The sequence below is a fragment of the Bradyrhizobium sp. Ken51 genome, from assembly GCF_055807435.1.
On sequence record NZ_JBVVPB010000011.1, the window covers coordinates 68,041 to 88,917 of the forward strand.

General features: G+C 64.6%; 21 protein-coding genes. 10 read left to right on the forward strand and 11 right to left on the reverse strand.

Translation table 11 applies throughout. The features are described from left to right. Nucleotides 1-69: 69 nt before the first annotated feature. Nucleotides 70-1,266, reverse strand: coding sequence for an FAD-dependent monooxygenase (locus AC0L27_RS19715; protein ID WP_354209926.1), 1,197 nt, complete (start codon nucleotides 1,264-1,266; stop codon nucleotides 70-72). Nucleotides 1,267-1,412: 146 nt separating this feature from the next. Here AC0L27_RS19715 and AC0L27_RS19720 point away from each other — a divergent pair, with 146 nt between their 5' ends. Beyond that, entirely contained in the window at nucleotides 1,413-1,889 is a 477-nt protein-coding gene (locus tag AC0L27_RS19720; protein WP_354209964.1) for a MarR family transcriptional regulator, read from the forward strand. On the opposite strand, the gene AC0L27_RS19725 is transcribed toward AC0L27_RS19720, so the two are convergent. The 3 genes from AC0L27_RS19725 to AC0L27_RS19735 all read right to left on the reverse strand — a co-directional run bounded on the left by AC0L27_RS19725 (nucleotide 1,858) and on the right by AC0L27_RS19735 (nucleotide 6,091). Further along, a complete protein-coding gene (locus AC0L27_RS19725) occupies nucleotides 1,858-3,114 on the reverse strand; it encodes an O-antigen ligase family protein (protein WP_354209925.1) in 1,257 nt (418 codons plus the stop codon). The genes AC0L27_RS19720 and AC0L27_RS19725 overlap by 32 nt on opposite strands. A 173-nt stretch (nucleotides 3,115-3,287) precedes the next feature. Continuing rightward, nucleotides 3,288-4,838: an undecaprenyl-phosphate glucose phosphotransferase gene (locus AC0L27_RS19730; RefSeq protein ID WP_354209924.1), complete on the reverse strand. Its 1,551-nt coding sequence runs from the start codon at nucleotides 4,836-4,838 to the stop codon at nucleotides 3,288-3,290. A gap of 119 nt (nucleotides 4,839-4,957) precedes the next feature. Beyond that, nucleotides 4,958-6,091 carry a glycosyltransferase family 4 protein gene (locus tag AC0L27_RS19735; RefSeq protein ID WP_354209923.1) on the reverse strand — a complete coding sequence of 378 codons (1,134 nt, stop codon included), beginning with the start codon at nucleotides 6,089-6,091 and terminating at the stop codon, nucleotides 4,958-4,960. A gap of 202 nt (nucleotides 6,092-6,293) precedes the next feature. Here AC0L27_RS19735 and AC0L27_RS19740 point away from each other — a divergent pair, with 202 nt between their 5' ends. Then, entirely contained in the window at nucleotides 6,294-8,570 is a 2,277-nt protein-coding gene (locus AC0L27_RS19740) for a GumC family protein (protein WP_473320072.1), read from the forward strand. Nucleotides 8,571-8,581: 11 nt separating this feature from the next. Here the strand turns inward: AC0L27_RS19740 and AC0L27_RS19745 are convergent, their stop codons facing one another. Continuing rightward, complete coding sequence (locus tag AC0L27_RS19745) at nucleotides 8,582-9,763, reverse strand: GNAT family N-acetyltransferase (RefSeq protein WP_354209921.1); 1,182 nt, start codon at nucleotides 9,761-9,763, stop codon at nucleotides 8,582-8,584. A gap of 126 nt (nucleotides 9,764-9,889) precedes the next feature. On the opposite strand from AC0L27_RS19745, the gene AC0L27_RS19750 reads away from it, so the two are divergent. Beyond that, the gene (locus AC0L27_RS19750; RefSeq protein ID WP_354209920.1) at nucleotides 9,890-10,933 is read left to right on the forward strand and encodes a polysaccharide deacetylase family protein; all 1,044 of its coding nucleotides are present in this window, start codon (nucleotides 9,890-9,892) and stop codon (nucleotides 10,931-10,933) included. On the opposite strand, the gene AC0L27_RS19755 is transcribed toward AC0L27_RS19750, so the two are convergent. Further along, nucleotides 10,923-11,144: a DUF2842 domain-containing protein gene (locus AC0L27_RS19755; protein ID WP_007611039.1), complete on the reverse strand. Its 222-nt coding sequence runs from the start codon at nucleotides 11,142-11,144 to the stop codon at nucleotides 10,923-10,925. The genes AC0L27_RS19750 and AC0L27_RS19755 overlap by 11 nt on opposite strands. A gap of 109 nt (nucleotides 11,145-11,253) precedes the next feature. Here AC0L27_RS19755 and AC0L27_RS19760 point away from each other — a divergent pair, with 109 nt between their 5' ends. After that, nucleotides 11,254-12,336 carry a COX15/CtaA family protein gene (locus AC0L27_RS19760; RefSeq protein WP_354209919.1) on the forward strand — a complete coding sequence of 361 codons (1,083 nt, stop codon included), beginning with the start codon at nucleotides 11,254-11,256 and terminating at the stop codon, nucleotides 12,334-12,336. 19 nt (nucleotides 12,337-12,355) lie between these two features. Here AC0L27_RS19760 and AC0L27_RS19765 read toward each other — a convergent pair whose 3' ends face one another. The 4 genes from AC0L27_RS19765 to AC0L27_RS19780 all read right to left on the reverse strand — a co-directional run bounded on the left by AC0L27_RS19765 (nucleotide 12,356) and on the right by AC0L27_RS19780 (nucleotide 15,843). After that, nucleotides 12,356-12,700 (reverse strand): hypothetical protein, encoded by a 345-nt coding sequence (locus tag AC0L27_RS19765; RefSeq protein ID WP_354209918.1) that lies wholly within the window; start codon nucleotides 12,698-12,700, stop codon nucleotides 12,356-12,358. 196 nt (nucleotides 12,701-12,896) lie between these two features. After that, on the reverse strand, nucleotides 12,897-14,177 hold the full coding sequence (locus AC0L27_RS19770) for an O-acetylhomoserine aminocarboxypropyltransferase (protein WP_085353375.1): 1,281 nt from the start codon (nucleotides 14,175-14,177) through the stop codon (nucleotides 12,897-12,899). A 138-nt stretch (nucleotides 14,178-14,315) separates the two neighbouring features. Beyond that, nucleotides 14,316-14,900 carry a CoA-binding protein gene (locus AC0L27_RS19775; protein ID WP_473320078.1) on the reverse strand — a complete coding sequence of 195 codons (585 nt, stop codon included), beginning with the start codon at nucleotides 14,898-14,900 and terminating at the stop codon, nucleotides 14,316-14,318. Nucleotides 14,901-15,018: 118 nt separating this feature from the next. Next, the gene (locus AC0L27_RS19780; RefSeq protein WP_354209916.1) at nucleotides 15,019-15,843 is read right to left on the reverse strand and encodes an enoyl-CoA hydratase; all 825 of its coding nucleotides are present in this window, start codon (nucleotides 15,841-15,843) and stop codon (nucleotides 15,019-15,021) included. Between the two features lie 86 nt (nucleotides 15,844-15,929). On the opposite strand from AC0L27_RS19780, the gene AC0L27_RS19785 reads away from it, so the two are divergent. From AC0L27_RS19785 to AC0L27_RS19810, 6 genes are all read left to right on the forward strand, one after another. Then, complete coding sequence (locus AC0L27_RS19785) at nucleotides 15,930-16,358, forward strand: PaaI family thioesterase (protein WP_007603483.1); 429 nt, start codon at nucleotides 15,930-15,932, stop codon at nucleotides 16,356-16,358. Between the two features lie 158 nt (nucleotides 16,359-16,516). Further along, complete coding sequence (rplM, locus tag AC0L27_RS19790) at nucleotides 16,517-16,981, forward strand: 50S ribosomal protein L13 (RefSeq protein WP_007611024.1); 465 nt, start codon at nucleotides 16,517-16,519, stop codon at nucleotides 16,979-16,981. Nucleotide 16,982: 1 nt separating this feature from the next. Then, entirely contained in the window at nucleotides 16,983-17,462 is a 480-nt protein-coding gene (gene rpsI, locus AC0L27_RS19795; RefSeq protein WP_354209915.1) for a 30S ribosomal protein S9, read from the forward strand. Nucleotides 17,463-17,691: 229 nt separating this feature from the next. After that, the gene (locus tag AC0L27_RS19800; RefSeq protein ID WP_354209914.1) at nucleotides 17,692-18,924 is read left to right on the forward strand and encodes a GGDEF domain-containing protein; all 1,233 of its coding nucleotides are present in this window, start codon (nucleotides 17,692-17,694) and stop codon (nucleotides 18,922-18,924) included. 57 nt (nucleotides 18,925-18,981) lie between these two features. After that, nucleotides 18,982-19,218 carry a hypothetical protein gene (locus tag AC0L27_RS19805; RefSeq protein WP_275171342.1) on the forward strand — a complete coding sequence of 79 codons (237 nt, stop codon included), beginning with the start codon at nucleotides 18,982-18,984 and terminating at the stop codon, nucleotides 19,216-19,218. A gap of 102 nt (nucleotides 19,219-19,320) precedes the next feature. Further along, nucleotides 19,321-19,617 carry an antibiotic biosynthesis monooxygenase family protein gene (locus AC0L27_RS19810; RefSeq protein ID WP_275171341.1) on the forward strand — a complete coding sequence of 99 codons (297 nt, stop codon included), beginning with the start codon at nucleotides 19,321-19,323 and terminating at the stop codon, nucleotides 19,615-19,617. Between the two features lie 6 nt (nucleotides 19,618-19,623). Here the strand turns inward: AC0L27_RS19810 and AC0L27_RS19815 are convergent, their stop codons facing one another. After that, a complete protein-coding gene (locus tag AC0L27_RS19815; protein ID WP_275171340.1) occupies nucleotides 19,624-20,754 on the reverse strand; it encodes an AI-2E family transporter in 1,131 nt (376 codons plus the stop codon). Nucleotides 20,755-20,877 lie beyond the last annotated feature (123 nt).

The window sequence follows — 20,877 nt, forward strand, 5'->3', positions numbered from 1 at the left end:
CTGTCGCGATTGCGGGGAGATGGTGGGCACGGCGCGTTGCGCCTTTGCCCACCCTACTGCACCGTGCCACTACACCGCCCGCGCGTCGTACGCGTACATGAAATCCATGCCCTTCGCGCCCAGCGGCAGCAGCCATTTCATCATCTGATTGCGGATCCACGCGCCGGTGGCGCTGAACTCGCGCTTGCTGTTGCCGTTGCGGCGGGCCATGGCGACGATCTTTTCGGTGCGAGGGCGCCGTTCGGCCTCGAAGGCCTGGAAGGTGGCGCCGAGCTCCTGGCCTTGCTGCATCAACCGGGCAAGGCGCATCGCATCCTCCAGCGCGAGCGAGGCGCCCTGGCCGGCATGGGGGCTGGTCGCATGGGCGGCATCGCCGATCAGCAGCGAGCGCTTGCGCGACCAGGTCGGCAGGGTGGCGACGTCGAGCGTGTCGGTGACCACGATGTTCTCGGCTGCCTCGATGATGCCAGGGATTGGATCGTGCCAGCCGCGGTGGAAGCCGCGCAGGTGCTGCTTCAGCGTTGCAGGGTCGAGCGCGCGAAACATCGCCGCGTCCATGCCGTGCGCCGGCTGCGTGCTCCACCACATCACGCCGTCGTCCGGATCGGGGCTGCAATAGCCGTAGCCGAAGAAGCCGCTCTGTCCGAACGTGGTCTCGATGTGCCGGCCAATCGGCCGGCCGTCGAGGACGGCGCGCGGCACGAAGCCGCCGAAGCCGATCAGTCCGGTGTCGAACGGTTGCGGCCCGTCCGGCACCACCTGCCGCCGCGCCACCGAGTGTACGCCGTCGGCGCCGATCAGGAAGTCGCCTTCGGCCGTGGTGCCGTCGGCGAAGTAGGCGATGATCGGCTGGTCGCCGCGATCCTCGATCTTGATCAGGCGCTTTTCGAAATAGAGTGAAACGCACGCGCACCAGGCCTTGTCGATCAGCATCTCGTTCAGCGTGGCGCGGCAGACATTGACCGCGGGCTGGCCGAAGCGTCGCGCCATGTCGCGATTGATCGAGCCGAGCCTCTCTCCGCCTTGCGAATAGAAGTCGAACGATTCCGCGATCGAGCCGCGGCTTATCAGCTCGTTCGAAAGGCCGATCTCGTCCATGATCTGCATGCCGTTCGGCGCGATCTGAAGGCCGCCGCCGATGCCTTTCGAATAAGGCCAGGCCTCGTAAATCGCGGACTCGATGCCGGCACGGCGCAGCAGGACCGCCGCGACGGGCCCGGCGATACCGGCGCCGATGATCAGGGCCTTGCGGGGACGATAGGACATGGCTTGCTCCCGACGTTTCCGTGGTGCTAGGAGAATTACGGTCGCTAAATATCTTAGTGACTAAGATATATATCGACTAAGAGATGAGGTGGGCCTTGTCAAGGACGAAGGCGCGCGTTGCGCTGCTGCAGGAGCTCGAGGAGGCGATGCGCAGGTCGTCCGCGCAGGGCGTGCTCTATGGCCAGACCGTTGCGAACGTTGCCGGAATTGCCAATTCCGACCTCGAATGCATGGACATCCTCTATCTCGAGGGACGTGTCACCGCCGGCCGGCTCGCCGTGGTCACGGGCCTGACGACGGGCGCCATCACCGGCGTGGTCGACCGGCTCGAAAAGGCCGGCCTGGTGCGCCGCGAGCGGGATGAAAACGACCGGCGCAAGGTTTTCATTGCCGTCGTACCGGAAGCAGCCATGAAGATCGGCCAGTTCTACGTTCCGATGCAACGGGCAATGGAGAAGGTGTTCAACACCTATTCCGACCAGGAACTACGCCTGCTGCTGCGTTTCGCGACCGAGGGCTACAAGGGTGTGCTCGCGGCAACCGCGGCGCTGAAGGGCCTGCTCGATACGCCGCCGGAAAAGCGTCCCACTCTCAAGCTGAAGAAGCTTCGTCGCGAGCCCTAGCCTTGTAGATCTGCGCAGCCGCGATCATGCCCCACATCGCGCCCAGCATCATCCAGAAATGCCGCCAGTGGTCGGTGTCGATCACGAAGCTTTCGCCGACGGTGCCGACGAAGGCGGAGAACACCGCGAGATAAGCGCGCTGCCAGGGCACAGGCACGAAGATGTGCCTGACACCCACGATGACGGTCGTGAAGACCAGCGCGGGATAGCAGATGCCGGACAGCCAGCCGCCGGACATGAAGGCGTTGAGATAGGAGTTGTGGGTGTCTTCGGGGAAGAAGCGGTGGAATTGCAGAGGGCCGATGCCGAACGGCAGGTCGAGCGCCATCTCCGCTCCCAGGATGTGCCGGCCGAACCGGCCGAACCTGCCTTCGTCATAGCTCTGGTCGAAGCTCGCGCGCTGCTTGAACATCTCGGCGGTGGAATCGAACGACAGCAGCACCGCGATCAGCGCGAGGCCCAGCACCGCGGCCAGGATCGCCATGACGATGATGCGCGAGCGCTGCGCGTTGGTGCGGCTGGTCAGCACCATCAGCGCGAGCATGAAGGCGGATGTCAGCACCAGCCCGCCCCAGGCGGCGCGGGAGAACGCGAGCAGGATCGCCAGCGACATGATGCCGAAGGCGATGACGTTGCGGAACGCCTTGCCGGCCTTGTCGGAGACGACGCTCTGCAACGAGAACAGCGCCGGCAGGATCAGGAAGGCGCCGAGAACGTTCGGATCCTTGAAGGTGCCGCGCGCGCGTCCGTACAGGGTGAGGAGGTCGTCGCCGCCGGGCACCAAATGGAAGTAGCCGGCGACCGCCAGGAGCGAGGCGCCCATCGCGCCGACCACGAGCCCGCGGCGGAGCATGTCGAGCCGGGCCGCGGTGTCCTCCGACGTGACCATGGCGAAGAACACGACCGTCACCGCCATGTACCAGGAGGTCGCAATCCAGCTGACCACCTCGGACTGCTCGAACAGCGGAATCGCACTGATCATGTAGCCGATATTGAGCAGGACCAGCATCAGCAGCAGCGGCATCAAAGCGAGCCGCAGACGCAGGCCGGTGGCGAAGAAGGTGACGGTGGCCAGCAGCGTCACGATCTCGTAGGGGCTCGGCTCGATGAAGACGATCGCGCCGGAGGCGCCGACCAGCCATACCAGCGCGCGCTGGAGCGCCAGCACGCCGGGCGCAGCCCGAACCGCTGCATTCATCTCCCCGGCTGTTGCCGCATACGCCATCACACGCTCATACGTTTACGCAACTGATACGCCGACAAACACCGCTGTCATCGCCCGGCTTGACCGGGCGATCCAGTATTCCGCGGCAGCGCGGCTGAATCTCAGCGCCGCGGCGTACTGGATACCCCGCCCCAGTGCGCAACTACGCACAAGGCGGGGCATGACCACAAAACTCAATACGCGTTCTCGTTCTTGGTCAGCAGCGAGATCGGCGTCTTCAGCAGAATGACGAGATCGAACAGCACCGACCAGTTCTCGATGTAATAGAGGTCGAACTCGACGCGTTTCTGGATCTTCTCTTCATTGTCGATCTCGCCGCGCCAGCCGTTGATCTGGGCCCAGCCGGTGATGCCGGGCTTGACCCGGTGGCGGGCGAAATAGCCGTCGACGGCTTCGTCGAACAGGCGGCTCTGCAGCTTGCCCTGCACCGCATGTGGACGCGGGCCTACCAGAGAGAGATCGCCGGAAAAGACCACGTTGAAGAGCTGCGGCAGCTCGTCGAGGCTGGTCTTGCGGATGAAGCGGCCGACGCGGGTGACGCGCGAGTCGTTCTTGGTCACGACCTTCGAGGCGGTCGGATCAGCCTGATGATGGTACATCGAGCGGAACTTGTAGACGTCGATGCGCTCGTTGTTGAAGCCGAAGCGCTTTTGGCGGAACAGCACGGGGCCGGGGCTGTCGAGCTTCACGGCCAGCGCCACCAATCCCATCACCGGTAAGGCCACGAGCAGCGCGAGGGCGCCGACGACGCGGTCGAACAGCCATTTCATCACCAGGTCCCAGTCGGTGATCGGCGCCTCGAACACGTCCAGCGTCGGCACCTCGCCGATATAGGAATAGGAGCGGGGGCGGAAGCGCAGCTTGTTGGTGTGTGCGGAGAGGCGGATATCCACCGGCAGCACCCAGAGCTTCTTCAGCATCTCCAGGATACGCGTCTCGGCGGAGATCGGCAGCGCGAACAGCACGAGATCGACGCGGGTGCGGCGGGCGAACTCGACGATGTCGTCGACCTTGCCGAGCTTGCGCGCGCCGGCACAGGTGTCGAGCGCGCGGCTGTCGTTGCGGTCGTCGAACACGCCGAGCACGTGGATGTCGGAATCCTCCTGCTCCTTCAGTGCCTCGACCAATTGCTCGCCGTTGCGGTCGGAGCCGACGATGATGGTGCGGCGGTCGAGCCGGCCCTCGCGCCCCCAGGCGCGCACCAGCGAGCGCAGCACCAGACGCTCGCAGAGGAGCGCGGCGAGCCCGAGGACGTAGAAGGCCGCAAGCCACAGCCGCGATATTTCGCTGCCGAACTTGGCGAAGAAGGAGATGCCGATGAACAGCAGGAAGACGAACGACCAGGACGAGATCATCCGCGTCATCTGCCGGAGCTGACCGCGGAACAGCTGCACCTGATAGATGTCGGCGGCCTGGAAGCAGACCACGGCGGAAACCGCGACGGCGATGATCTGCGCGGGATAGATCCAGCTGAAGGAGCCGGCGTGCGGCATGACATAGCCGAGATAGAGGACGATGCCGACGAGGCTCAGCAGCGCGAAATCGGCGAGGCGTACGAAGCCGGTGATCACGATCGGCGAATAGGCGCGGGCGACCTTCTGGTTGACGACGTCGAGCGCGGCGGGCGAGAGCCGCTGGCGGCGCTCCACAAAGGGCCGGTCAGCCGGCTTCGCCGCAGCGCTGGTCGCGGCATCGAGCATCGAGCGTGCGTTGAGCGGTTCCACGGGCGTCCACGTCCATTCCAAAAACCCGCGGGGCGCATCCTTGCGCCCCGGGCGAGCATCCCCTGGGTCTCGGATTATCGGACAAATCGGAAGATTCTCTAAAGCGGCCTTAAGGATGGTTAATGATTGGCAAATGCGTCGCGATAGCCCGCGAGCACGCCGTCGACCATCGCCTGCTGGGAGAAATGCGCGGAGATGCGCTCGCGAAGGGACGAGGCGCGCTGCGCTGTTCCCAGCGGATTGTCCAGCGCGGCCGCAATTGCCTCCGCCATGGCTTCCGCGTTGCTCGGCGCAAACAGCGCCGGGTTCTCCGCACCGAAAATCTCGGGAATGCCGCCGATCTTGGACGCAATCATCGGAATGCCGGCGGCACCGGCCTCGATCACGACATAGGGCATGGAATCGCCACGCGAGGGAACGACGAGCAGCCGCCCCTTGGAGAAACCGTAGCGTGCCTTGACGTGACCGATGAAGCGGATGGCACCGGAGAGGCCGAGCCTTTCGACCTGCGCTTTCAGCGCCGCGGTCTCCTCGCCGTCGCCGCCGAGCGTCAGTGTGACCTTCCTGCCGCCCTCGTGCAGGCGCGCCACCGCTTCGACCAGCAGATCGGCGCCCTTGATGTGCCTGAACTCACCGACATAAGCGAGGTCGGTGGCGTCGTCGGCGATGACGACAGGTTCGAATTCCTCCGGCGTCACGCCGTTGAAGACGCAATGCACCACGCCCTTCGGCTTGCCGACGATGCGCTGATAGGTGTCGCGGGCAAACGCGCTCTCGAACAGGAACAGGTCGGTCGCGTCCATCAGCGTACGTTCGAGCCGCGCGTAAAACTCGCCCTTGAAGGTGTTGAGGGGATAATGCAACGAGCCGCCATGCGGGGTGTAGATGCGGATGGTATCGTCGGATCGCCGCCGCATGCGGATGAAAGCGCCGGCCTTGGCGCCGTGGCCATGCATGACGTCGGGCTTGAGCGTGGCGATCAGGCGCCGCAAGCGGAACCAGACCAGGACATCGTCAGGCGAGGGTTCGCGGCGGATCGCCATCCGGTGCACGCCGAGTTTCAGCCGCGGTGCGAGCTCGGCAAGGGCCTTGTCGGCGCGCTCACCGCCGGTGAGACTGTCGGCGAGGATGCCGACGTGATGGCCACGATCGACCTGGCCGTTGGCGACGTCGAGGATGTGGCGGAAGATGCCGCCGACCGGAGCGCGCACGGCGTGCAGGATGCGAAGCGGCTGGTCGGGAGAGGGGGGCATGATCAAAACCAGCGCTCGACGGCGAATGCTCGAACAATCTCACGAAATATCGAGACGGATTAAGAGCCTTCGTGGTTAACAAACGGTGACGGACGTGCACGCGCGAGTTGCCGCACGCCGCGATTAACCCAGCGGCAACCTTAATGGAGTGTAATCGCCCCGGTTGAGGTAGGTCGTGGCGTTGCGCCTGCGGGAGTGTTCGATGCGTTTAGCGTTCTGGCGTGCCGGCAAGGACAAGGCGGTGGTCGAGCGGGCTGTCGCGAAGGCCGCAGCCAAGCGGGCCGAAATCGAGCCCCGGATTGAAGCAAAGCCTGCGCCCATCGCTCCGAGGCCGGCGCCGGTCGAATCCGGTGACATCGACCTGCACGCGCTCAGTGCGGCATTGGCGCGCAAGCGTGGCTGGATCATCGTGCCGACGGTGCTGGCGCTCGTCGCATCCATCGCGATCGTCAATCTCATCACGCCACGCTACAAGTCCGAATCCCGCATCCTGATCGACGGCCGCGAGAACGTGTTTCTTCGCCCCAACAGCGACCGCGCCGAGGAGCGGCAGGCGCTCGACGCCGAAGCCGTCACCAGCCAGGTGCAGCTCGTGCTGTCGCGCGATCTCGCGCGCGAGATCATCAAGAAGAACAAGCTTGCGGAACGGCCCGAGTTCGATCCTGTGCTGCAAGGCATTTCGCCACTGAAGTCGCTTGCGGCGCTGGTCGGCATCGGCCGCGATCCGTTCTCGATGACGCCGGAAGAGCGGGTGCTGGACGCCTATTACGAGCGCCTCCAGGCCTACGCCGTCGACAAGTCGCGCGTGATCGTGATCGAATTCCAGTCTGCCGATCCCGATCTCGCCGTGCGCGTCGCCAATTCGATCGCCGACGGCTATCTCCTGCTCCAGCAGGATGCGCGTCAGGATCAGGCCCGGAACGCCAGCCAGTGGTATGCCGGCAGGATCGACGAGCTGCGACGGAATGTCTCCGAGGCCGAAGCGAAGGCCGAGGACTTCCGCTCCAAGTCGAGCCTGTTCGTCGGCACCAACAACACGACGCTGTCGAACCAGCAGATGGGCGAGGTTAACACCCAGCTCAACAATGCACGGGCACTCAAGGCCGATGCGGAGTCGAAAGCGCGCCTGATCCGCGAGATGATCCAGAGCGGCAAACCGATCGAGTCGTCGGAAATTTTGAACTCGGAATCGATGCGCACGCCTTCGCAGCAGCGCGTGGCGTTGCGGGCGCAGCTGGCCGAGCAATCGTCGACGTTGCTCGGCAACCATCCGCGCATCAAGGAATTGAAGGCGCAGCTCGCCGACCTCGACACCCAGATCCGCGACGAGGCCGCCAAGCTCGCCCGCACGCTCGAAAACGACGCGCGTGCCGCCAGCGGGCGTGTCCAGGAATTGTCGGTGAGCCTCGAGCAGCTCAAGAAGCAGGCGACAGCCACCAACGGCCAGGACGTGCAGCTCCGCGCCCTCGAGCGTGAGGCCAAGGCCCAGCGCGACCTGCTCGAAACCTATCTCGCGAAGTACCGTGAAGCCAACACCCGCGAGACCATCGACACCGCGCCGACCGATGGCCGCATCATCTCGCGCGCCATCGTCTCGAACACGCCGGCCTATCCGAAGAAGCTGCCGATCGTGCTGATCGCGACGATCGCGACACTGCTGCTCTCGTCCGGCGTCGTCGTCACCGGAGAGTTGCTGCGCCAGACTGCACCCCGTGCGGTCGCGGTGTTCGCGCCAGCGCTGATGCGGACGTCGGCTCGCCAGGAGCAAATCGTCCAACCGGTGGTCGTCGAGCCCTTCGCCGATCCGGTCGTCGATCCGGTCATGGCAGAACCTGCGCCGCTGCAGCCGGAGATGACGGCTGATGCCGATGTCTCCGAATTCGCGGAGATCGAGCATCTGGCCGACAGCCTGCGCGCCGCCGGAACCATGGCGAAGAAAGTCACGGTGCTCGGCACCGCAAGCGGCGAAGCCATCACGCTGTCGACGCTGACATTGGCCCGGCATCTCGCGCGCGATGCGCGGGTCGTCGTGGTCGATCTCGCCGCGTCCTCGCCGGCCATGGCCGCCGTGTCCGTCGATGCCTCGGCGCCCGGTCTTGCCGAATTGATGCAAGGCGAGGCATCGTTCGCGCAGATCATCACCCGGGACAAGCTCTCGCGGCTGCATCTGGTCATGGCCGGCCGTCCCGGCTTCGATCGCAGCCTGTTGCAGTCGCCCCGCGTGACGCTGGCGATCGACGCGCTGCTGCGCGCCTACAACCACGTGCTGCTCGATGCCGGCAGTGCCTCCGACCTTCCCGCTGAGCTCCTGACGGCGAATGCCCGCGCCGTCGTGGTGCCTGACGCGTCGATGGCGCCGGATGCGCGCGCGCTGATGTGCGAGCAACTCGGCGCCGTCGGCTTCAGCGAAGTGACGATGCTGAACAGGTCCGTGCAGCCGTCGGAAGCGAGAGACGCGCCGCGCGTCGTGGCGGCGTAGGCAAACGCGGATTACCCGAACGCTCGCCGCAGCCGCTGCGCCAGGTCGAACAGCATCTGGTTCTGTTTCACCAGCCGCTTGCCGTGGCTCAGCGAGGACATCGCCATCGCGGCGAGTTTTCCGCGTGACGTTAGCGGAACGAAGCTGTCGAAGATGTCCTGGTCGTCCTTGCAGAACATCCGCTTGTACTCGTCCGAGCCGATGCCGAGGTCGAGCGAGCGGTAGCCGCGCTCGGCGCAGCGGTCGATGATGTAGCGCATCAGGATCAGCCCGGGGCTGTAGCGGGCGTGCTCGGACATCGTGTAGGTGTTGAACATCATCGAGAAGCGCTGGCCGTCGGCGACGCCGGCGAAGATCGCGATCACCTCGTCGTCGCATTCGAGCGCATGGATGTCGATGACGCGGCCGTCACCGCGTGGCGCAAGGCAGGCGCTGCGGACGAATTGCTCGACGCCGGGCTCGGCGAAGACGTTGGGAAGCTTCTGTTCGGCCATCCGCGCCGGCTTGACGCGGAAGAACCAGTCGAGCAGGCGGGTGATGTCCGCGTCGGTGGTCGCCAAATGATAGCGATAGCCGGCGAGCGCCTGCAGCTTCTTCTCCTTGCTCTTGAGGCGGCGACGGAAGGAGTTGCTGATCCGCGATGCCGGCGGGCCGCCCGCTTCCATCGTGAGCAGCGGGCAGCCATTGATCGCGCTCTGGCGCGGCAAATGCGCGAACGGGTTCTGCAGGTCGTTCCAGTGCAGCGGCTGCTGCGTCAGCGCGAGCACGTCGGCATGTTCGCTAAGCGGTGCAAACAAAGCGTCGAGATCGCCGATGGCGATCTGCGCTGCAAATTCGGCGTTCCACAGGCCCATGTTGAAGGTCGTATGCTTGCCGCCCATGAAGCAGGCCGTGCGCACGCCGTGGTTTTGGCGCAGCGAGAGCGGCAGCAGCAGGAGCGGCTGATGCTCGGCGTCGCGGGCAACGACGATGAAAGGGCGGGCGCGTTCGTGCTCGCCGACTAGGCGCTGCCAGGGATTGAGCAGATCAAACCGCTGATAGGGCGTGAAGAGGTGACCGGGCTGCTCGAAGGCGCGCCAGACGGCCTCGGCCGTGCCAAGATCGGTCACGATATCGACATGCGCGATACGGCCCGCTTTCGACCGCGCTGGCAATTCTGCCGTCCGGCTTTGCATCGCCGCAGCCATGGTCATTCGCGAACCTGTCGAGAAACAAAAATATGCGTAATTCGGCCTGTGGCCGACCTTTGCAAAGAAATGTCAACAAAGGGTAATGACTATAAGAAGGGGAACGGCCGCCGACGGACGCGAGGTGGGACATTGGCATCCGACGACAGATGGCTGGAACGGCTGCGCCTCGAGCTGACCTGGTTCACAGGCCAGGCTGCGCTGCGCAGTCGTGGTGCCGGCGCCATCCTGCGCTTTGCGCATGTGCGGCCGCGGCGGCGCGGCGGGTTTCAGCCTTTGCGCGAGAACGAGATCACGCCGCATTTCCTCGATCGCGCCATTCGGGCGCTGAAGCGGTGGAAGTATGATTTTCTCGGCATGGACGAGGTCTGCCGGCGCGCGGTGACGCTGTCGGAACACCGCCGCTTCGTGGCACTCACCTTCGACGGCGCCGGCAAGGATCTGATCGAGTTTGCCTATCCGGTGCTGGCGCGCCACGCCGTGCCCTTCACGATCTATGTGCCCACGGCGTTTCCCGATGGCGTCGGTGAGGCGTGGTGGCTCGGACTCGAACAGGTGATCGCGCGCGAGAGCCGTGTCAGCCTGATGATGGGCGAGAAGGAACAGCGCTTCACTGTGACTGGCAACGCCGAGAAGCAGGCGTTGTTTTCGTTCGTCGAGGCCTGGCTGCGCTCGCTGCCGCCGGCCGATGTGTCGGCTGCGATCGCAGACCTCTGCACGCGCTACCGGGTCGACCTTGCCGCGCTCTCACGCGAGGCATCGATGAATTGGGAGGATCTGGCGAGGCTTGCGGCCGATCCGCTGGTGACGATCGGCAGTGCGACCGTGAACTATCCCGTGCTCGCCAACATGAAGGATGCGGCCGCCCTGCGCGAGATGACGATGGGCAAGGCCGTGGCGGAAGCAGCCTTCCAGCGCGATATCCGCCATCTCGCCTTTCCGTTCGGCGATCGCGCCTCGTTCCGGCGCAGCCATGTCCTCATGGCGGAGGAGGCCGGCTTTGCCAGCGCGGTGACGACGATCCCGGGCGTCGTGGACGCGGAGGGACGCACCAATCTGCGCGCGTTGCCGCGCATTTCCTGGGATGGCCGGGTGCGCTCGCTGCGCATCATGCGGGTGCTGGTGTCGGGGGTTGCTTTTGCGCCGGTGAAGCCAACGGGCGGAATTACGAGCTAGTTTTCGCGCGGTCGGGTCGCTGCATCCAGCTCACAATCGGCATCGCTGGCAGCACCCAGCCCATGCCGACCACCACATAATAGATTGCCTGCCGCCAGCCGGACTCGGCGATCCACGGCATCTGCGCCAGCGCCATGCCGAGCAGGGCCCAGACGGTGGCGAGCACCAGGAGCAGGATGGTGCCGAGGAACTTGCGGGTGCGGATCGTCATGACGGAATATCGTGGCTTTCGCGTAACTTGCGCTGCGGGAGCGGGGGACTATAAGGGGCACGCAGTTTGGTTCAAGCCTTGCCGGTTCAAGCTCTGGTTTTTGCCTCGAATGACGACGATTTCCACCCCGTCCGAGCCGCATCGCGCCGTGCGCTGGTGGCTGATCGCAGTGGCTGCGCTGATCGCGCTGATGGTGCTGGTCGGCGGCGCGACGCGGCTGACGGAATCCGGGCTCTCGATCGTCGAATGGAAGCCGGTCACGGGCAGCGTGCCGCCCCTCTCGGAAGCGCAGTGGACGGCGGCCTTCGAGGCCTACAAGACGATCCCGCAATATCGCGAGCTCAACGCGGGCATGAGCCTGTCCGAGTTCAAGGAGATCTTCTGGTGGGAATGGAGCCATCGGCTGCTTGGCCGTTTCATCGGAGTCGCCTATCTGTTGCCGTTCCTGTTCTTCCTCTGGCGCGGCGGCCTGTCCGGTGAGTTGAAGCGGCGGTTGTGGCTGTTGTTCGGGCTCGGCGGGCTCCAGGGCGCGGTGGGCTGGTGGATGGTGGCCTCAGGGCTGTCTGAACGCGTCGAGGTGTCGCAATATCGGCTGGCGACACATCTTGTGCTCGCGCTCGTGATCTTCGCCGGCATCGTCTGGACGGTACGGCGGCTCGCCGGGCGTGCGCAGATCGCAGCATCGCCGCGGCTGCGCTTCACGAGCGCCTTGCTCCTCGTCGTGACCTTTATCCAGATCTATTTCGGCGCGCTGGTTGCCGGCCTGCGTGCCGGCCGCGCCTACAACACCTGGCCGCAGATCGACGGCGCGTTCATTCCCTCAGGGGAGCGATTGTGGTTCGAGACGCCGTGGTGGCGCAACATGTTTGACAATGTGCTGACGGTGCAGTTCGAGCACCGCATGACGGCCTATGCGCTGTTCGCGCTGGCAGCGTTGCACGCGTTCGATGCGGTGCGTTCACGCGCGGGGTCCGCGGCAAGCGGGGCGCTTTTGCTGTTGGCCGCGGTGAGCCTGCAAGCATTGCTCGGCATCCTTACGCTGCTCAACCAGGTGCCGATCGATCTCGCGCTCGCGCATCAGGCGGTCGCGATCGTGGTGCTGACGCTTGCGGTGTTGCAGACAGAGCGGCTCGCGACGCGTGGCGCAACCGAAGCGCAGCCGCGCGCGGTTCCCGTCGGTCAACCCGGCTGATCACTACCAGCCCGGCTGATCAGCAATAGCCGTAGATGCCGCACGAATAGGGCAGGCGCCAGAAATAATCGACCTGCTTTCCGCCGTAATACGCGCCCTGATAATCGTAGTCCCAGGGACGGCCGTAATAGCCCGGCAGCGTGTGCGAGCCCGGCAGCAGTGGCGTACCCGGCAAATTGCGGATGTAGCTGCCGATGCCGTAGGCCGGCGAGATCAGCGCATCCGGATCGGTCTCGACATAGACCTGCGGCGGCTCCTGTGGCGGAACGGCGGCCCGCCGCCTCGGCGTGGCCGGCAGATCGGCGGCAAACGCAGCTGAGACCGTCAGCATTGCCGCAAGGGCAGGCACTATCCAGCGCAGCATCGTCGGCTCCGAATCAAAGGGGCGGTCCAGTGACGATATATGCGGCAGAGATGGTTAATGACTGTTAACTGACGGCGCCAAAACGGCTGCCGTCATTCCGGGGCGGTGCGAAGCACCGAACCCGGAATCTAGAGCTTATGCTGCGACGTCGAGATTCCGGGTTCGCGCTGTCGCGCGCCCCGGAATGACGGTGATGCTACGTACCCAGCGCCTGTTCCAGATCGGCGATCAAATCTTCCTTGTCCTCGATGCCGATCGAGAGCCGCACTACGTCGGGGCCGGCGCCGGACTTGACCTTGGCGGCGTCGTCGAGCTGGCTGTGCGTAGTCGAGGCCGGATGGATGACCAGCGAGCGGGTGTCGCCGACATTGGCCAGATGCGAGAACAGCTGCAATTTCGACACTAGGCTGACGCCGGCATCGTAGCCGCCCTTCAGGCTGAAGGTGAACACGGCGCCGGCACCCTTCGGTGCGTATTTGCGCGCGAGCTGGTTGTACTTGTCGCTTGCAAGGCCCGCATAGTTCACCGCGGCCACCGCCGGATGGCCGGCGAGGAATTCGGCGACCGCTTTCGCATTGTCGCAGTGCTTCTGCATGCGCAGCGGCAATGTCTCGATGCCGGTGAGGATCATGAAGGCGTTGAACGGCGACAGTGCGGGTCCGAGGTCGCGCAGGCCGAGCACGCGGCAGGCGATCGCGAAGGCGAAATTGCCGAACGTCTCCTGGAGCCGGATGCCGTGATATTCGGGCCGGGGCTCCGACAGCATCGGATATTTGCCGCCGGTCGACCAGTCGAAGGTGCCGGCATCGACGATGATGCCGCCGATCGAATTGCCGTGGCCGCCGAGAAACTTGGTCAGCGAGTGCACGACGATGTCGGCGCCGTGATCGATGGGGCGGATCAGATAGGGCGAGGCCAGCGTGTTGTCGACGATCAGCGGGACGCCCGCCTTGCGCGCCACCGTCGAGATCGCCTCGATGTCGGTGATGCTGCCGGCAGGATTGGCGATGGACTCGATGAAGATGGCCTTGGTGCGCGGCGTGACCGCACGTTCGAAGCTCGCAATGTCGTCGGGATCGGCCCACACCACGTTCCAGCCGAAGCTCTTGAACGCGTGCGTGAACTGGTTGATGGAGCCGCCATAGAGCTTTCGCGCGGCGATGAACTCGTCGCCGGGCTGGAGCAATTGCTGCAACACTACGACCTGCGCGGCATGGCCCGAGGCTACTGCGAGCGCGGCCGTGCCGCCTTCGAGGGCCGCGACGCGCTCTTCCAGCACCGCATTGGTGGGATTGCCGATGCGGGTATAGATGTTGCCGAACGCCTGCAGGCCGAACAGGGAGGCGGCATGGTCGGCGTCGTTGAAGACGAACGACGTCGTTTGATAGATCGGAGTCGCGCGCGCACCGGTGGTGGGATCGGGCTGTGCACCGGCATGCACGGCGAGGGTCGAAAATCCCGGAAGGCGATCGCTCATTGAGGGCGTCCTGTTCTCGTGGTCTGAAATCGCGCGGCATGCTGATTGGCGCCGCGGCTGCCGTCAAGGCGCGGCTTCACATCAGAACGATCGTGCTACGCATTGTCGCGTTCGCGAAATGAAATCTTCGCAACTGCGTCAGCTTTGCTCGCTCTTGTTCTTGGCGGCGCTGTCCGATGCCGCGGTATCGCCGCCGCCGACACTCATCCTATTGAGGGATAGTCGCATGCCCTGCGTCGGCACCGGGGCGCGTTTGGAGCTCAGCGTGCGCGAATTGACGCCCATCCAGGAGATTTCCGACGACAGGCGGCCATATTCGATTTTGGGGCAGCGGTTCATCACCACCTTGATGCCAACCGATTCCGCCTTCAGCGCCGCCGCATCGTCGCGCGCCCCCAGCTGCATCCAGATCACCATCGGCAGCGGATCGAGCGTGAGGGCTTCCTCGACCACCGGCATGATGTGACTGGAGTTGCGGAAAATGTCGATCATGTCGACGGGACGGCCGATGTCGGACAGCGAGGCGACGAAGGGTTTTCCGAGCAGCTCCTTGCCGACATGGCCGGGATTGACCGGAATCATGTCGTAGCCGCGCTGGGCCAGATATTTGAACGCGAAATAGCTCGGCCGCACGTTGACGGGCGAGGCGCCGACCATCGCGATCGTTTTCACGTTGTTGAGGATGCCCCGGATGTAATTGTCGGGATAGGCGTCGTGGTTCATTGGCTCATCTTTTTTGGCTCATCTTCTTGCTGTCATTGCGAGGAGCGAAGCGACGAAGCAATCCAGTCTGTCTCCGAGGAGGGATTCTGGATTGCTTCGCTTCGCTCGCAATGACGAATTACTCATCCCGCCATGTCGGCGTGCGCTTCTCGATGAAAGCGCCGATGCCTTCCTCGGCGTCGCGCGCCATCATGTTCTGGGTCATCACCTCTGCCGCATAGCGATAGGCGTCTGCAAGGCTCATCTCGGCCTGGCGGTAGAACGCCTCCTTGCCGAGCTTGACGGTATAGGCGGATTTCAGCGCAACCTTTTCGGCGAGCGCAATGGCGGCGTCGCGCTCGGTGCCGGCGGCGACGACGCGATTGACGAGCCCGATCTCGCGGGCGCGTGCTGCCGGGATCGGCTCGCCCGTCAGCAGCATTTCCATCGCCTGCTTGCGCGGCACGTTGCGCGACAGCGCCACCATCGGCGTCGAGCAGAACAAGCCGATGTCGACGCCGGGAGTGGCGAAGCTCGCTGCTTCCGAGGCGATCGCGAGATCGCAGCTTGCCACGAGCTGGCAGCCCGCGGCGGTCGCGATGCCCTGGACGGATGCGACCACGGGCTTGGGCAGGAGCACGATTGCCTGCATCATCGCGCTGCAGGCGGTCATCATCTCGGCGAAGAAGGCCCGGCCGCGATCCGGGTCGGTGCGGCGCGCGGTCAGCTCCTTCATGTCGTGGCCGGCGGAGAAGGCGGGACCGTTGGCCGCGATCACGACACCGCGGACGGCCTTGTCGTCGCGGATTTCGTTGAGCTCGGCATGCAGGCTTGCGATCATCGTCTCCGACAGGCTGTTGCGGGCAGCCGGGCGGTTGAGGGTCAGGACCGCGATGGGGCCTATGGTCTCGCGCAGCAGGATTGGCGATTGCGGGGAGGGGGCGCGGGCGGCCTGGACCGACATCAAAGCGTTTCCGGTTGGATTATTGCGATTGGATGACGCAGATAACTTAATGTAACAGGGGACGTGAAGCGAGGGTGAGGGGTAGCATGGCGTTAGCGAAAATGAGCGTGGCGGAGCTCGAGCAGTTCCTCCGCAACGAGTTTCCCCAGGCCTTCAGCGGCGACGACATCACGATCGAGAGCGCGGACGGTCAGGCCTGCCTTTTGCGTCAGCGCTATAGCGAAAAGATGCTGCGGCCGGGCGGAACCGTGTCCGGCCCGACCCTGATGGCGCTCGCCGATTTCGCGATGTACGTAGTGCTGTTGTCCGCGATCGGGCCGATCGGGCTCGCCGTGACCACCAATCTCAACATCAACTTCCTGCGCAAGGGGCAACCCGGGCAGGACGTGCTGGCGGAGGCGCGGCTGCTCAAGCTCGGCAAGCGCCTCGCAGTCGGCGAGGTGAAGCTGTTGTCCGGTACCTCGCCCGATCCGATTGCGCATGTCACCTCGACCTATTCCATTCCAAACGTTTGAGCTTTTTGCGGGTATCTCAATACCATAATTCTAAACCATTGATATTTAACATGTAAATTCCGCCTTTGGGCATTGACCGCGGCGCCGCTGTTCTCTAGAAAACCGCCCAGTCCGGTGCGGTGTTCGCGCCGATGCTCCCCGTCCACGGAAACTCTGACATGAAAACCTTTTCGGCAAAGCCGGCTGAGGTGACGAAGAAGTGGGTATTGATCGACGCCAAGGGTCTGGTCGTCGGCCGTCTCGCCACCATCGTCGCCATGCGCCTGCGCGGCAAGCACCTCCCGACCTACACCCCGCACGTTGATTGCGGCGACAACATCATCATCATCAACGCGCAGTATGCGGTTCTCACCGGCCGCAAGCGCGAGCAGAAGACCTATTACAAGCACACCGGTTACGTCGGCCACGTCAAGGAGCGCACCGCGCGCCAGATCCTCGAGGGCAAGCATCCCGAGCGCGTGCTCGAGAAGGCCGTCGAGCGCATGATCCCGCGTGGTCCGCTCGGTCGCGTCCAGATGGGCAACCTCCGCGTCTATGGCGGCGCCGATCATCCGCACGAGGCCCAGACGCCCGAGAAGATCGACATCGCCAAGTTGAACCGCAAGAACACGAGGGCCGCATAACATGGCCGAATCCATCCAGTCGCTCGACCAGCTCTCGCAGCTCAAGACGGCGGCCGCGCCCGACGCGCCCAAGCACGAGAAGAAGGTCGACAAGTTCAACCGCGCCTACGCCACCGGCAAGCGCAAGGACGCGGTCGCCCGCGTCTGGATCAAGCCGGGCGCCGGCAAGGTCACGGTCAACTCGCGCGAGGTCGATGTCTATTTCGCCCGTCCCGTGCTGCGCATGATGATCGAGCAGCCGTTCTCCGTAGCCGCGCGTTCCGGCCAGTATGACGTGATCTGCACCGTCGCCGGCGGCGGTCTGTCCGGCCAGGCCGGTGCCGTCCGTCACGGCATCTCCAAGGCGCTGACCTATTTCGAGCCGGAGCTGCGCACCGTGCTCAAGAAGGGCGGCTTCCTCACCCGCGACTCCCGCGTGGTCGAGCGCAAGAAGTACGGCAAGGCCAAGGCCCGCCGGTCCTTCCAGTTCTCGAAGCGTTAATCGCTTCGGTCGCATTCGCCGCGAAAGCGGCTTCAATGAGATGCAAAAGGGCGCTGATTTCAGCGCCCTTTTTGCTGTTCGTTTGTATGCAAATTGATGGCGTGTTTCCTGAAAACTTGGGCCCGCATGAAAACCTGAATGGAACCCGCCGGACATAGCGTCGCATTTGGAAGGGCGCGCAAATCGGCTGAGCCGATCGCGTAACTGCTATGTCTAGAAGGGGGCCGACATGATGTCGCTCGATAGCATCACGCTCTATTTGGTCGCCACCATGGTCGCCGCACTGCTCGGCGCCATGATGGTGTTTTTCGGAAGGCAGGAGAACAGCCCTGCGCTGAAATGGTGGGGCACCGCGTATCTGCTCGGCGCCGCATCGGTCGCGCTCTGGACGGCGGCCGGCGACAGATTGGGGCCGCATCTTTACCTTGCGCTGAACGCGGTCGGCTTCGTCGCCTGCGGCATGGTGTGGAATGCGGCGCGTGTCTTCCATGGTCGCAAGCCGAACTGGCCGGGTCTCCTGGTCGGCGCGCTCGCCTGGGCCGCTGCCGCCACGCTGCTCGATCCCACCGCGTCCATGCTGCGCATGATCATCGGCGCCGGCATCGTCTCGGTCTATGCGGCGCTGACCGCGAGCGAGCTCTGGGTCGAGCGGCGCAAGAGCCTGCAACGGCGCTGGCCGGCCGTTGTGGTGCCGGTGATGCACGGCTGCGTCTTGATGCTGCCGATCCTGCTCGGCAGTTTCCTGCGCCCGAACGATGCCGGCTTCTCCACCAGCATCTGGGTCACGGTGTTCGCGGTCGAACTCGTGCTCTATGCCGTCGGCACGGTGTTCGTGATCTTCATGCTGGTATCCGAGCGCACGGTCACCGCGCACCGGACCGCCGCGTCCACCGATCCGCTGACCGGCATGCTCAACCGCCGCGGCTTCTCGGAAGCCTGCGGACGCGTGATCGAGCGCGAGGCCAAGGCCGGCCGTCCCGTGACCGTGATGATCTTCGACATCGATCATTTCAAGTCGATCAACGACCGTTTCGGCCATCCCGCCGGCGACGAGATGCTGAAACTGTTCTCGACCGTCGTCGTCAGCAATCTGCGCATCAGCGACATGTCGGGTCGCATCGGCGGCGAGGAGTTCGCCGCCCTCCTCCCGTGTTCGTTGGAGGAGGGCGTGCTGGTCGCCGAGCGCGTGCGCGAGGCCTTCGAGACCTCCGGCGTCGTCGTCGACGAGGGCCCGGTCGACACCACCGTCAGTATCGGCGTCGCGGGCGGTCCGGCCGGCACCGAGCTCGAAGTGCTGCTGGCCTCGGCCGACACCGCGCTCTACCAGGCCAAGCGCGGCGGCCGTAATCGCGTCGAGGCGGCGGAGGAGCTGCCACTGTCGCTGGAGAATTGGCGCCGCCAGAGCGCCGCGCGGATCGGCGTGCCCAACGCGCAATCCAAAGCGCGGCCGGCGACCGCCTAGGTAAGGGAGGCCTCGCGGTAATCCCCTGTTTACCATTCGATCCCTACCATTGCGGACATGGAATCGATCCATCGACAGAATCCGCAAGCCGCCCTGATATCGCTCGAAGCCGCGGCGGTCTCGGCACGCGGCGGCTTCGCCTGCCTGTTCTCGACCGCTGACGAATACGAGAGCGCGCTGATCACCGAGCGCCGCGCCCAGGGGCGTTACACACAAGGCCGCAATTACTGGCCGCTGGCGCTGTTCGCCGGTTGTGCGCTGACGGTGGCGGGCACCGTTCTGCTGCTCGCCTGAGTGATCTGCATTTTTGGACCGGGCAGGGCGCCGTTTCGGCGCCTTTTTCTTTGGCGCGGGCTGCGGTAGACACGCCCATCGGACAAAAATGGGTGGAAACAGATGATCACCGAGATCGCGCAAATCGACGTCAAGCCGGGCAGCGAGAAGGACTTTGAGGCCGCCGTCACCAAGGCAAAGGCCGCTTTCGGTCGCTCCAAGGGTTTTCACGGTTTCGAGCTGCACAAGTCGATCGAGAAGCCGCAGCGCTATCGTCTGATGGTGAAGTGGGAGACGCTCGAGAACCATACCGTCGATTTTCGCGGCTCCGAGAATTTCGCCGAATGGCGCGGCCTCGTCGGCCAGTATTTTGCGGCACCCCCTGAGGTCGAGCACACCGAGACCGTGCTCACCACCTGAGGCGGCTCAGGCCGCCTCAGCCAGAGGCGGCGCTTCATACGTCTTGAAGTGGTCGATCATGACCTTGGCGATGGCGACCAGTGGCAGCGCCAGCGCCAGGCCCCAGATTCCGAACACGACGCCGAGCAGGATTTGGAACGCGAACAGCGTGGCCGGCGGAATGTCCAGTGCCTGCCGCTGAAGGATCGGCGTCAGCACATAGCTCTCCATCGCGTGCACGCCCATGAAGAGGAGAAAGGCCGACAGCGCCGGTATCCATCCCGAGGCGAGGCTCGCCAGCACGACCACGACGCCGGCTATGATGGCGCCGACGGTCGGGATGAAGGCGAGCAGGCCCGCCTGAATCCCCAGGATGAACGAGCCTGGAATGCCGATGACGGCGAGACCGATCCAGGTCACCACGCCGACCGCAAGCATCACGACGATCTGCGCGATCAGCCAGCGCTCCAGCGTCTCGCCGATTCGGTCGATGATCTGGGCTACGCGAGTACGATGTCTCGCCGGCGCGAGAAATAACAGGCCGTCGTGATAGACGCTGGGCTGGGCGGCGAAGGCGAGCCCCAGGAAAAGCACGATGAAGATGTTGCCGACCGCGCTGATGGTGCCGAGCAGCAGCTTGAAGGTCTGGCTCACGATCGCGCCGCCGCTCGAAGCCAGCGCACCCGCGCCCGGCAATCCGCCGTGCGAGCCCGAGTTCGGCGCGGGTGCCGGCGCCGCATCGCTGGCGGTGGGTGCGGCATTGCCGAGATCGAAGAAGCTGGTGTCGATGCCATGGTTTTCGAGGAAGGATCGGACGTTGGTGATCTGCGACTTGATCGTCTTGCTCAGCAGCGAGGCCTGCTCGGCAATGGTGGCGCCGCCGAGATAGGCAACACCTGCGAGCATCACCGCCAGCGCGGCACAGACGATGGCGAGCCGCACCGCGTGGGGCAAGTGCACGCGGCGGCCAAGCGCGTTGGTCAGCGCGTTCAGGCCAACGCCGAGCAGCATTCCGGTGAAGATCAGGAGCAGGGTAGCGGCAAAATACCAGGTGAAGACCAGCATTGCCGTGAACAGCACGATGCCAATGCCCCCGACCGAGATCGCCCAGGCCAGATCGCCGCGGGTCCGGCGCCGTTCATCTGCGGGAATGGTCACATCGGGTCCTTTTCAGCGCGGTGCGCACCGCACTCTTTCGACAAACGCGATCCGGATCAAGACCGCGTCAACGCGCTGGTTTGACGCTGGCGCGTGAACGGTGCAGAGCGATGAGGAAAGAAC